Origin of the sequence: Streptacidiphilus sp. EB129, from assembly GCF_041262645.1 — a bacterium.
GTDB lineage: Bacteria > Actinomycetota > Actinomycetes > Streptomycetales > Streptomycetaceae > Streptacidiphilus.
Window position 1 is genome coordinate 88,624 of sequence record NZ_JBGCCS010000009.1, and the last position, 12,694, is coordinate 101,317.

Here is a 12,694-nt window from a genome sequence, read left to right on the forward strand (position 1 = left end):
GGCGACGATTTAACTTTCACAGGCGAAGCCCGATACGGCGCATTCGATCTATCGGGTTACCCATGGGTACAGGCCACTGACGGCCCAACGGGGGCGCTGAACCGCCTTTGATCTGGGTATGTTCTCCGGCGTCAGGGCAACCGTGCGGCAGGAGAACAACCCGTGTCGGCAGAGCAGAAATTCGTCTACGACTTCACCGAGGGCAACAAGGATCTGAAGGACCTGCTCGGCGGGAAGGGTGCGAACCTCGCCGAGATGACCAACCTCGGTCTCCCGGTCCCCCCCGGGTTCACCATCACCACCGAGGCCTGCAAGGTCTACCTGGAGACCGGTGACGAGCCCGCCTCGCTGCGGGACGAGGTGACCGCGCACCTGGACGCGCTGCAGCAGCAGATGGGCAAGCGCCTCGGCGACGCGGCCGACCCGCTGCTGGTGTCGGTCCGCTCCGGCGCCAAGTTCTCCATGCCGGGCATGATGGACACGGTGCTGAACATCGGCCTGTCCGACGCCTCGGTGGCCGGCCTCGCCGCCCAGTCCGGCAACGACCGGTTCGCCTGGGACTCGTACCGCCGCCTCATCCAGATGTTCGGCAAGACCGTGCTGGGTGTCGAGGGCGAGCTGTTCGAGGACGCCCTGGACGCGGCCAAGCAGGCCAAGGGCACCGCGGACGACCTGGACCTCGACGCCGACGACCTGAAGGCGATCGTCGAGGTCTTCAAGGGCATCGTCCGCGAGCACACCGGCCGCGCCTTCCCGCAGGACCCGCGCGAGCAGATGGACCTCGCCGTCCACGCCGTCTTCGACAGCTGGAACAGCGACCGGGCCAAGCTCTACCGCCGCCAGGAGCGCATCCCCGGCGACCTGGCCACCGCGGTCAACATCTGCTCCATGGTCTTCGGCAACCTGGGCACCGACTCCGGCACCGGCGTCGCCTTCACCCGCGACCCGGCCAGCGGCCACGCCGGGGTCTACGGCGACTACCTGCAGAACGCGCAGGGCGAGGACGTCGTGGCCGGCATCCGCAACACCATGCAGCTGGCCGAGCTGGAGGGCCTGGACAAGGCGTCCTACGACCAGCTGATGGCCATCATGGAGACCCTGGAGAACCACTACCGGGACCTCTGCGACATCGAGTTCACCATCGAGCGCGGCAAGCTGTGGATGCTGCAGACCCGGATCGGCAAGCGCACCGCCGCCGCCGCCTTCCGGATCGCGGTCCAGCTGGTCGACCAGGGCCTGATCGACCTGGACGAGGCGCTGCACCGGGTCAACGGCGCGCAGCTGGCGCAGCTGATGTTCCCGCGCTTCGACGAGTCCACCAAGGCCGAGCGGGTCGCCTGGGGCATCGCCGCCTCGCCCGGCGCCGCGGTCGGCAAGGCCGTCTTCGACTCCTACACCGCGGTCAAGTGGTCCCGCTCCGGCGAGCAGGTCATCCTGGTGCGCCGCGAGACCAACCCGGACGACCTGGACGGCATGATCGCCGCCGAGGGCATCCTCACCTCGCGCGGCGGCAAGACCTCGCACGCGGCGGTCGTCGCCCGCGGCATGGGCAAGACCTGTGTCTGCGGCGCCGAGGAGCTGGAGGTCGACACCAAGAAGCGCCGCTTCACCACCGCCGACGGCAAGGTGGTGGAGGAGGGCGACCTGATCTCCATCGACGGCTCCACCGGCAAGGTCTACCTGGGCGAGGTCCCGGTCGTCCCGTCCCCGGTCGTCGAGTACTTCGAGGGCACCCTGCACGCCGGCGCCGACGAGGAGGGCGGCCTGGTCCAGGCGGTCCACCGGCTGATGGCCCACGCCGACGTCCGGCGCAGGCTGAGCGTCCGCGCCAACGCCGACAACGCCGACGACGCGAACCGCGCCCGCCGCTTCGGCGCCCAGGGCATCGGGCTGTGCCGCACCGAGCACATGTTCCTCGGCGAGGAGCGGCGCAAGGAGGTCGAGCACCTGATCCTGGCGGACAACGACAAGGACCGCGAGTCGGCCCTGTCGACGCTGCTGCCGCTGCAGAAGGGCGACTTCGTCGAGCTCTTCCAGGCCATGGACGGCCTGCCGGTGACGGTCCGTCTGCTCGACCCGCCGCTGCACGAGTTCCTCCCGGACATCACCGAGCTCTCGGTCCGGGTGGCGCTGGCCGAGGCCCGCAAGGACCCCAACGAGAACGACCTGCGCCTGCTCCAGGCCGTGCACAAGCTGCACGAGCAGAACCCGATGCTGGGCCTGCGCGGCGTACGCCTCGGCCTGGTCATCCCCGGTCTGTTCGGGATGCAGGTCAGGGCCATCGCCGAGGCCGCGGCGGAGCGCCGTCTGGGCGGCGGGGACCCGCGCCCCGAGGTGATGATCCCGCTGGTCGGCACCGTCCAGGAGCTGGAGATAGTGCGGGACGAGTGCGAGCAGGTGCTGGCCGAGGTCGCCGCGGCGACCGGCGTCACCCTCGACATCAAGCTCGGCACGATGATCGAGCTGCCCCGGGCCGCGCTGACCGCCGGTCAGATCGCCGAGGCCGCCGAGTTCTTCTCCTTCGGGACGAACGACCTGACCCAGACGGTGTGGGGCTTCTCCCGCGACGACGTGGAGGCCTCGTTCTTCACCGCGTACCTGGAGAAGGGGATCTTCGGGGTCTCCCCGTTCGAGACCATCGACCGGGACGGCGTCGGCGCGCTGGTCAGGCACGCCGTGAAGGAGGGCCGGGCCACCCGTCCCGACCTCAAGCTCGGCGTCTGCGGCGAGCACGGCGGCGACCCGGACTCGGTCCACTTCTTCCACGAGGTGGGGCTGGACTACGTGTCCTGCTCGCCGTTCCGTATCCCGGTGGCGCGCCTGGAGGCAGGCCGCGCCGCCATCGAGACCGCGGGCAGCGACTCGCGCTGACACACCCTCACGGGGCCCCTCACCCCGTGTCAGCGTGAGCACCCCCTTCACCCCGTTCCCCGACCAAGGATGAGGGGGCGAAGGGGGAGCTGCCCGCCCACCCGTCGCCCACCGCCACCCTCAACCGGCGCGCGGCGCGCGACACCCCCCCAGAGCACGGCGGCGCTCGGCGCAGAGTTCCCGCCGTACGGCTGGGGCGGGTCATCCGGACAACGGCGTCCGGGCGACCCGCCCCAGCCACCTTCCGTTTCGGCACCCGAACGCCGCCGTGCCGCCCGAACGTTTCGGCAGAGCTCCGCGGTGCGGGTGCTATGCGGAGATGAGGTGCGGCTCGTAGACGCGGCGTTCCAGCGCGGCCTGGGCCACGGGCCACTCCTCGTCCAGGATCGAGTAGAACGCGGTGCCCCGGACCAGGCCGTCGAGGCCGCGGGTGTGCGCCCGGTGGACACCTTCCAGCACCGCGCCCAGCCGTTCGATCGCCGCGCGGGACCGCGCGTTGCGGGCGTCCGCGCGCATGGAGATCCGGCGCACCCCCCACTTCTCGAAGGCATGACGCAGCATCAGCAGCTTGGCCTCGGTGTTGATCCCACTGCCCTGGGCCTCCGCGGAGAGCCAGGTCGCGCCGATCTCCGCCGCGTCCGGCACGGCGGTCAGCGGGTCGCCGACCGGGCCCCGGGGGGCCGGCGGCCAGATCACCGGGCCCTCCCAGTAGTCCAGTTCGCAGAACCGGGTCGAGCCCACCACCAGGCCGTCGCGCATCCTGACCGTGGCGAACGGCAGCGCCCGGCCCGCCGCCTGGGCGGTCAGGGCGTCCTGGACGTAGCGGGCGGTCGCCTCGATCCCGTGCGGGACGGGCGTGAACGCGTAGCTGCTGCGGTCCTGCGCGGCGGCAGCGGCCAGCGCCTCCACGTGGCGCTCGGCGAGGGGCTCCAGCCGCACGCTGCGGCCGAGCAGGAAGACGGAATCAGGCACAGGGATTCGGTCCTTCGGCGTTCTCGGGCAAGGGGTGGCGCCCTGCGAACCGGGTGCGGCGACGGAGCGCGTCAACCGTGTCGGTGCAGGGAGCGAGGGGACAGTGTGTGTCCGGGAGATGGCCGAGGAAGGAACGAGAGCGCGAAGGACAGCGGGCGGCCAGGTGAAGGCAAGGTGCGATGCGAGGTACAGCTGTGGCAAGGTCTGCTGACAGCAGCGATGCAGTGCAGCGAGAGGACCATACCGGCCTGCGGTGGCCAAGTCATCCCACGCCGCGCCCGAGTATTTCAGGCCGATCGTGTTTGTGAAAGTCGCTGCGGGAAATCGTCCCTGGTCGGGAATGTGGCGCGGGTCCGCGCTGCTGGTGCTTGGATGAAGGAGTCCGCGCGAAACCCGCCCGCGGACCTCAGGAGATTGGGTTCACCGTGCTTGATCCGCAGGCGCTGTTCGCATTCGAGCCGCAGGCCCTGGAGGCCGTCGAGGCGGCCTTCGGCACGGGTGCGGGCGAGGCGTCCGCCGTCGCCCCGACGGGCCCGGTGCTGCTGCACTTCTTCGAGGGCTTCATGGACGCCGGCGAGGCCGGTGACCAGGTCGTCGCCCATCTGCTGGAGGATCCGGAGCGGGTGCTGCTGGCGCGTTTCGACGCGGACCGGCTGGTGGACTACCGGGCCCGGCGCCCCTCGATGGTCTTCGACCGGGACCACTGGGCCTCCTACGAGGCCCCGGCGATCGACCTCTACCTGCTGCACGACTCGGTCGGGGCGCCGTTCCTGCTGATCAGCGGCCCGGAGCCGGACGTGGAGTGGGAGCGCTTCGCGAAGGCGGTGCTGCTGATGGTGGAGCGGCTCGGGGTGCGGCTCTCGGTGAACTTCCACGGCATCCCGATGGGCGTCCCGCACACCCGTCCGGTGGGCCTCACCCCGCACGGCAGCCGCGAGGACCTGCTCGGGCTGTACCCGCGCTGGTTCGAGAAGGTGCAGGTCCCGGCCAGCGTGGCGGCGATGCTGGAGTTCCGGCTGGCCGAGGCCGGCCACGACGTGCTGGGCTTCGCCGCGCACGTCCCGCACTACCTGGCCCGTACCCCGTACCCGCAGGCGGCGGTCGCGGTGCTGGAGGCGGTCCAGGCGGCGACCGGGCTGGTACTGCCGGGGATTGAACTGCGCGCCCGGCTGGACGAGGTGCGGTCCGACATCGACCAGCAGATCGAGGACGGCGACGGCGAGCTGCGTACCGCCGTGGCAGGCCTGGAACAGCAGTACGACGCGGTGGCGGGTGCCGCCGACCGGGAGAACCTGCTGGCCGAGCCCGCCGACCTGCCCTCCGCGGACGAGCTGGGCCGGGCCTTCGAGGAGTTCCTGGCCGAGCAGTCCGACGGCGACGCCTGACCGCCTACCGGCGCAGTACCGGGGGAGTCTGGTGCGTCACCGGCGGGGTCACCACCTGGGCGTCGTCCAGGTGGGCGCTCAGCCAGGGGAAGACGGTGGGGAACAGGCGCTGCCAGGTGTTCCAGTTGTGACCGCCGGAGGGAAGTATCTCGGGGGCGGCGAGGTCGGTCGGCCACTGCACCACCTTCGCGAAGTCGGTGATGTTGGACACCGGGCTGTACCGGTCCTTGGCACTGGTGGCCAGCATCAGGGAGACCGCGGGCTTCTGCCGGGCCAGCCACATCGGGCTGTTGGCCTGGCGCAGCTGCGCGTCCTTGAGCACCGAGGGGTCGCCGGACAACGGGTCGGGGTCCATGCCGACGGCCGAGGCGAAGGTGTTGGGGTACTGCATCGCCAGTTTCACCGAGCAGAGCCCGCCGGTGGAGAAGCCGATCAGGCCCCAGCCCCTGGCGTCGTTCAGGGCCCGGAACTGGGTCTCGATCAGCTCGGGCACGTCCTTGACCAGCCAGGTGGCGTTCTTCCTGACCGGGGTGTCGCTGCAGTCGGTGTCGCCGCCGCCGGGATCGATCACCGGCATCACCACGATGGCCGGCTTCACCGTCCCGGCCGCCATCATCTGCGCCAGCGTGCCCGGCATACCGCCGCCCTCGGCCCAGGACTGCGGCGAGCCGGGGACCCCGTGCAGCAGCATCATCACCGGGAACCGCATGGTGCGGTACTGCGGCTGGTCGTACTGCGGCGGCGTCCAGACCAGCACCTGGCCGGACAGCTTGGAGTACTTGCCGTGGACGTAGGTCTCCAGCAGGCCGTTGCCGGTCCGGGTGAACATGGCCCGGCTGGGCGGCGGCCCGGGCATGGCCGGTACCGGCCCGCTGGTGCCGCTGCCGGCCGCGACCGCGCCGCCCTTCTCCTCGCCGAGCAGGTCCGACCAGGAGGTGTAGAGGCCGTAGCTGTTGTTGATCCACACGGCCACGATGGAGATGGCGGTGAGCTGGCACACCACGATCATCAGCAGCCGGACCGCCCAGCGCAGCGGGCGCGGCCCGCGGACCAGGCCCCAGGCGACCAGGGTCCCGGCGACCGCCAGTACCGTGGCGAGGATGAGCAGGTAGAAGAACGCGCTCCCGGTCAGGCTCACGGGTGGGCTCTCCTGCTCTCCACGGTCGGGGCTGGTGCCGTGGCGTCTCCGGTGGCGTGCGCGGCCCGCCGCGGGGCCGACTGCTCTCTCAGCAGACCTTAACCCGGGGCGGATGCGTAGTTTGACCGTTCTATGTGCTTTATTACGCGCCTGTGACACTGCGGATTGCCGGGGATGGGCGTCCGAGATGCGGCATAATGCCGGAAATGGTCGCCCCTCCCGACAGCGCTGCCACTGACGCCGCCGCTACCGACGTCGAGGCCGCCGGACGAACGGTCCCTCGTGGCAGGCATCGACAGCAGCGCCCAGGGCAGTCTACGGTCCACCCAGTCAGCACTGACGCCCGACCGGTCGGTAGGCCGGGGCGGCGACGACGGCCTGCCTGGCTCGGAAGGGAGCTCCTGGGTGTGACCCGTTCTCAACTGCGCCTGCTCTCCAGAACCCTCGGCGTCCTGGCTTTCGGCGTCTGCTTCGCGGTGGTGGTGGACCAGTCGCAGGACGAGGGTTCCGGGCCCCGCCCCGCGCCGTCGGCGCAGGCCGCCGCCCGGCGCGCGCCGGTCAGGCTGCCGAACGTCGTCGTCCCCACCGCGCTCGGCGGGACGGGGAGCGCGGCGGCGCCCGCGGCCGGGACGCCGTCCGCCGGCCCGGCCGGGTCCGGCACCAGCTCCGACGCCGCGCCGGCCGGCTCCGCGCCGGCCACTCCGGCGACGCCCGTCGGCGTCCCCTTCACCGGCCTGCCGACGGTCGGCGCGGTGTTCGTGACCGGACCGGACGGCAAGGCCGACCTGCACCACCACTTCTGCACCGGCACCGTGGTCGACAGCCCCGGCGGCGACGTGATCGCCACCGCCGCGCACTGCCTCTCCGACCCCGCCAACGGCATCCCCTCCCCGGGCGCCTTCGTCTTCGTCCCCGGCTACCACGACGGGCAGGAGCCCTACGGCGAGTGGACCCCGGTGAAGGTCTCGATCGACCCGCACTGGGCGGCGAACAGCAACCCCGACTACGACGTGGCCTTCGTCCGGGTGCAGCAGTCCGGCGGCTCCGGAAAGGCGCTGGCGGACCAGGTCGGTGCCCAGCACATCGCCTTCTCCCAGCTGCGCCCGGCCCAGGTCGGGGCGATCGGCTACCCCAGCTCCACCGAGCAGCCGGTGGCCTGCACCAACACCCTCAAGGTCTACGCGGCGACCCAGTCGGAGTTCGACTGCGTCGGTTTCGCGGACGGCAGCAGCGGCGGGCCGATGCTGGCCGGGATCGACGCGACCACCGGCCTGGGCACCATGGTGGGAGTGATAGGGGGCTACCAGGAGGGCGGCGACTCGCCGGACGTCTCCTACAGCTGCTACTTCGGCGACGACGTCAAGGCGCTGTACCAGCAGGCGATCGGAGCGGGCTGAACCGCCGGCTCCGGCCGGTTGAGGCGTGTCCGACCTGGCCTGTCACTGCTTCCGACTAGCGTGGCCCCATGGACGTCACCTCGTCGAGCACCGAGTGCACCGAGTACAGCGCCGCCGCGGCGGCCCGCTGGGTGGACGAGCCGGACAAGCGCCCCGGCCGCACCGCCTTCCAGCGCGACCGCGCCCGGGTGCTGCACTCCGCCGCGCTGCGCCGCCTGGCCGGGACGACCCAGGTGGTGGCGCCGCTCGCGGACGACTTCCCGCGCACCCGGCTGACCCACTCGCTGGAGTGCGCGCAGGTCGGCCGGGAGCTGGGCGCGGCGCTCGGCTGCGACCCCGACCTGGTGGAGACCGCCTGCCTGTCCCACGACATCGGCCACCCCCCGTTCGGCCACACCGGTGAGGAGGCCCTCGACCGGGCCGCCGCGGCCTGCGGCGGCTTCGAGGGCAACGCCCAGAGCCTGCGCATCCTGACCCGGCTGGAGCCCAAACGGTTCACCCCGGGTGCCGACGGCCGCAGCGTCGGGCTGAACCTCACCCGCGCCGCGCTGGACGCCGCCACCAAGTACCCCTGGACCCGGGGCAGCCACCCCGAGTTCCCGCACAAGTTCGGCGTCTACGACGAGGACCTGGCGGTGTTCGGCTGGCTTCGGCAGGGCGCCCCCGGTGCGCACCGCTGCTTCGAGGCCCAGGTGATGGACTGGTCCGACGACGTCGCCTACTCCGTCCACGACGTCGAGGACGGGCTGCAGGCCGGCCATGTCGCCCCGGCCGCGCTGCGCTCCGAGCCGGAGCGCGAGGAACTGTTCCAGGTCGCGGTCCGCTACGCGCCCAACGCCGAACCGGCCGAACTGGCCGAGGCACTGGACCGGCTGCAGGCGGAGGACTGGTGGCCGCGCAGTTACGACGGCTCGGCCCGGGGCCGGGCCGCGCTCAAGGATGCCACCAGCCAGCTGATCGGCCGCTTCTGTACCGCCGCCGAGCAGGCCACCCGCTCCGCGTACGGGCCGGGACCGCTCAGCCGCTACCAGGCGGACCTGGTCGTCCCGCGCGGGGTGCGGCTGGAGTGCGCGGTGCTCAAGGCGGTCGCCGACCGGTACGTGATGCAGCGCGACGACCAGGAGCAACTGCGCACCTGGCAGCGCACCGTCATCGCCGAGCTCGCCGACGCCCTGGTCGCCTCCGCCCCCTACGGCCTCGACCCGGTGTTCGCCGCCCTCTACGAGGACGCGGCCACCGACGAGGCCCGGCTGCGGGCGGTGATCGACCAGATCGCCACGCTTACCGACGCCTCCGCCGCCGCCCGGCACCGGTTGCTCACCAGCTAGTCCCCCCGCACCGGCCCGCCGGGCCGCCGTTCGGGGTGCGGCGCGCGCTGTGCGCCCTTTTCCGTTCCCGGCCGGTGCGGGAGGCTGCACTCTGGGCAGTGCGGCGTCGCGCGCGGAGGCCTCCCCCCAACCGATCCCGTCCGACCCCGTCCGACGAGCCGACAGGAGAACGTTCCATGGTGGACGCACATGAGACCCACGTCATCGTCGGAGCCGGTCTGGCCGGGGCCAAGGCCGCCGAGACCCTGCGGGCGGAGGGGTTCACCGGGCGGGTGATACTGGTCGGCGCCGAACGCGAGGCCCCGTACGAGCGGCCCGGTCTCTCCAAGGGCTACCTGGCCGGCAGCACCCCGCGCGCGGACCTGTTCGTCCATGACTCGCCCTGGTACGCCGCGCACGAGATCGAGCTGCGGCTCGGCTCGCCGGCCACCCGGCTGGACCGGTCGGCCCGCGAGGTGCACCTGGCCGACGGCACCGTGCTGGGCTACGACCGGCTGCTGCTCACCACCGGCTCGGCCCCGCGCCCGCTGGACGTGCCCGGCATCGGCCTGGGCGGTGTGCACTACCTGCGCAAACTCGCCGACTCGGAGCGGCTGCGGGCCACCCTGCAGGCGCTGGGCCGGGAGAACGGCCGGCTGCTGCTGGTCGGCGCGGGCTGGATCGGCCTGGAGGTCGCCGCGGCCGCCCGTACCTACGGTGCCGAGGTGACCGTCATCGAGCCGCAGCCAACCGCTCTCTACGGCGCGCTGGGCCCGGAACTGGGGGCCTTCTTCGTCAACCTGCACCAGGACCGCGGCGTGACCTTCCGCTTCGGCGCCTCGGTCACCGCGATCGAGGGCGAGGACGGCATGGTCCTGGCGGTGCAGACCGACGACGGCGACGAGTACCCCGCGCACGCCGTGGTCGTCGGCATCGGCGCGGCCCCGCAGACCGGCCTGGCCCAGGACGCCGGCCTGGAGCTCGCCGCCAGGGAGGACGGCGGCGGCATCGCCGTGGACGCCTCGCTGCGCAGCGTCACCGACCCGGCGGTGTTCGCGGCCGGGGACGTCGCCTCCGCCTGGCACCCGCTGTTCGAGCGGCGGCTGCGGGTCGAGCACTGGGCCAACGCCCTCAACGGCGGCCCGGCCGCCGCCCGCGCCATGCTCGGCCAGGAGGTGGTCTACGACCGCGTCCCGTACTTCTACTCCGACCAGTACGACGTCGGCCTGGAGTACTCCGGCTTCGCCGCCCCCGGCGCCTACGACCACGTGGTGCTGCGCGGCGACGCGGGCAAGCGCGAGTTCATCGCCTTCTGGCAGGCGCCGGACAACCGGGTGCTGGCCGGGATGAACGTCAACACCTGGGACGTGGTCGGCAGCATCCAGCAGCTGGTCCGCTCCGCCCGCCCGATCGACCCCGACCGCCTCGCGGACCCCTCCGTGCCACTGGCCGACCTCTGACGCCTGCCGTCCCGCTCGCCCGGGGAGTCCTGTCGGCCCCCGGGCATACACTGCACGACGTGGCAGGGCGGATCAGGGACGAGGACGTGGACGCGGTCAAGGCCGCCGTCCGGATCGACGACGTCGTGGGCCAGTACGTCCAGCTCACCAACGGTGGCGGGGGGCAGCTGAAGGGCCTCTGCCCGTTCCACGACGAGAAGTCCGCGTCGTTCTACGTGAGTCCGAGCAAGGGCGTCTTCAGCTGCTTCGGCTGCCAGGAGAGCGGCGACACCATCGGCTTCGTCATGAAGATGGAGCACCTGTCCTTCGTCGAGACGGTGGAGCGCCTCGCCGCGCAGCTGAACATCACCCTGCGCTACGAGGGCGGCGGCTACCAGCCGGGACGGCAGCAGGGCGAGCGCACCCGGCTGCTGGAGATCAACCGGATCGCCGCCGCCTGGTTCACCGAGCAGCTGGCGAGCCCGGAGGCGGAGACCGGCCGCCGCTTCCTCAAGGAGCGCGGTTTCGAGTCCGAGGCCGCCGCGCACTTCGGCGTGGGCTATGCGCCCGGCGGCTTCGAGAACCTCACCCGCTTCCTGCGCGGGCGCGGTTACACCGACCGCGAACTGCTGGTCTCCGGAATCTGCTCGGAGGGCAACCGGGGTCCGATGGACCGCTTCCGGGGCCGGCTGGTCTGGCCGATCCGCGACATCACCGGCGAGGTGGTCGGCTTCGGCGCGCGCAAGCTGCGCGAGGACGACAAGGGTCCCAAGTACCTGAACACCCCGGAGACCCCGCTCTACAAGAAGTCCCATGTGCTCTACGGCATCGACCTGGCCAAGAAGGAGATCGCCAAGTCCGGCCGGGCCGTGGTCGTCGAGGGCTACACCGACGTGATGGCCTGTCATCTCGCCGGCGTCACCACGGCCGTCGCCACCTGCGGAACCGCGTTCGCCGAGGACCACATCAAGATCCTGCGCCGGCTGCTGATGGACACCTCGCAGTTCCGCGGCGAGGTGGTCTTCACCTTCGACGGCGACGCGGCCGGGCAGAAGGCGGCGCTGCGGGCCTTCGAGGACGACCAGAAGTTCGCCGCGAAGACCTCCATCGCGGTCACCCCCGGCGGGATGGACCCCTGCGAGCTGCGGCTCGCCCAGGGCGACGAGGCGGTCCGCACGCTGATCGAGAATCCGGTGCCGCTGTTCGCCTTCGCGATCCGGGCCGCCGTCGCCCAGCACAACCTGGAGACCGCCGAGGGCCGCTCCGCCGCGCTGGAGCAGGCCGCGCCGATCGTCGCCCGGATCAAGGACGGCTCGATCCAGCACGACTACGCGGTCCAACTCGCGGGCATGGTCGGCATCCTGGACGAGCAGTTCGTGGTGCGCCGGGTCAACCAGCTGGCCCGATGGCAGCGCCAGCGCGATGCCGAACGCGAGCGCAACGGCGGCCGCCCCGGCGACCGGCGCGGCGCCGCCGCGGCGCCGGCCGCGCCCGCGGTGGCCCGTCGTCCCTCGTACCGGCTCAACCCGCGCGACCCGGCCCAGTTCGTCGAGCGCGAGTTGCTGAAGCTGGCCCTGCAGTACCCGGCGCTGGTCGCGCCCACCTTCGACTTCTTCGCCGAGGAGGAGTTCCCCACCCCGCCGTACGCCACGGTCCGTGCCGCCATCGCCGCGGCCGGCGGGGTCGCCGCGGGCGCGGCCGCGCCGGACGCCTGGTCACCCACGGTCCGCGAGGCGGCCCCGGACGAGGCGGTGCGCGGCCTGATCACCGAACTGACCGTGGAGCCGGTGCGCACCCGGCGGGCGGCGGACGAGGTCTACGCGGGCGAGTTCCTGGTCAAGCTGCGGCTGCAGGCGGTGGACCGCAGGGTCGCCGACTGCCGAGCCCACCTGCAGCGTCTGGGCCCGCGCGCCACGCCGGAACAGCTCTCCGCGGTCCAGGGCGAGCTGTGGGCACTCCAGCAGTACGGCCAAGGCCTCCGCGAACGCGGCGCCTCCGCCCTCTAGCCCGCGCTCCGCGCTCCGCGCCGCGGGTTCGCGCGCCCCGCGCCGTGGGCTTCGCGCGCCCCGCGCCGTGGGCTTCGCGCGCTCCGCGCGGTGGGCTTCGCGCCCCGCGCCGCGCGGGTGCGCGCTTCGCGCGGCCCGTGGTGGGCGCTTGTCGCAGAAAGTGCGCGCACGCGTCTCTG

At 72.3% G+C, this 12,694-nt stretch carries 8 protein-coding genes; 6 read left to right on the forward strand and 2 right to left on the reverse strand.

Translation table 11 applies throughout. The features are described 5' to 3' along the window. Window positions 1-162 precede the first annotated feature (162 nt). Window positions 163-2,871, forward strand: coding sequence for a pyruvate, phosphate dikinase (gene ppdK / locus ABH925_RS13980; RefSeq protein WP_370147821.1), 2,709 nt, complete (start codon window positions 163-165; stop codon window positions 2,869-2,871). A 309-nt stretch (window positions 2,872-3,180) separates the two neighbouring features. Here the strand turns inward: ppdK and ABH925_RS13985 are convergent, their stop codons facing one another. Then, the gene (locus ABH925_RS13985) at window positions 3,181-3,849 is read right to left on the reverse strand and encodes a GNAT family N-acetyltransferase (RefSeq protein ID WP_370147941.1); all 669 of its coding nucleotides are present in this window, start codon (window positions 3,847-3,849) and stop codon (window positions 3,181-3,183) included. 419 nt (window positions 3,850-4,268) lie between these two features. On the opposite strand from ABH925_RS13985, the gene ABH925_RS13990 reads away from it, so the two are divergent. Then, complete coding sequence (locus ABH925_RS13990; RefSeq protein WP_370147822.1) at window positions 4,269-5,228, forward strand: proteasome assembly chaperone family protein; 960 nt, start codon at window positions 4,269-4,271, stop codon at window positions 5,226-5,228. 4 nt (window positions 5,229-5,232) lie between these two features. Here the strand turns inward: ABH925_RS13990 and ABH925_RS13995 are convergent, their stop codons facing one another. After that, window positions 5,233-6,366: an alpha/beta hydrolase gene (locus ABH925_RS13995; protein ID WP_370147823.1), complete on the reverse strand. Its 1,134-nt coding sequence runs from the start codon at window positions 6,364-6,366 to the stop codon at window positions 5,233-5,235. 407 nt (window positions 6,367-6,773) lie between these two features. Here ABH925_RS13995 and ABH925_RS14000 point away from each other — a divergent pair, with 407 nt between their 5' ends. The 4 genes from ABH925_RS14000 to dnaG all read left to right on the forward strand — a co-directional run bounded on the left by ABH925_RS14000 (window position 6,774) and on the right by dnaG (window position 12,515). Further along, complete coding sequence (locus ABH925_RS14000) at window positions 6,774-7,763, forward strand: trypsin-like serine protease (protein ID WP_370147824.1); 990 nt, start codon at window positions 6,774-6,776, stop codon at window positions 7,761-7,763. 68 nt (window positions 7,764-7,831) lie between these two features. Continuing rightward, window positions 7,832-9,091 carry a deoxyguanosinetriphosphate triphosphohydrolase gene (locus tag ABH925_RS14005; protein WP_370147825.1) on the forward strand — a complete coding sequence of 420 codons (1,260 nt, stop codon included), beginning with the start codon at window positions 7,832-7,834 and terminating at the stop codon, window positions 9,089-9,091. A 176-nt stretch (window positions 9,092-9,267) separates the two neighbouring features. Then, window positions 9,268-10,530 (forward strand): NAD(P)/FAD-dependent oxidoreductase, encoded by a 1,263-nt coding sequence (locus ABH925_RS14010; RefSeq protein ID WP_370147826.1) that lies wholly within the window; start codon window positions 9,268-9,270, stop codon window positions 10,528-10,530. A 59-nt stretch (window positions 10,531-10,589) separates the two neighbouring features. Further along, window positions 10,590-12,515: a DNA primase gene (gene dnaG, locus ABH925_RS14015; RefSeq protein WP_370147827.1), complete on the forward strand. Its 1,926-nt coding sequence runs from the start codon at window positions 10,590-10,592 to the stop codon at window positions 12,513-12,515. Window positions 12,516-12,694 lie beyond the last annotated feature (179 nt).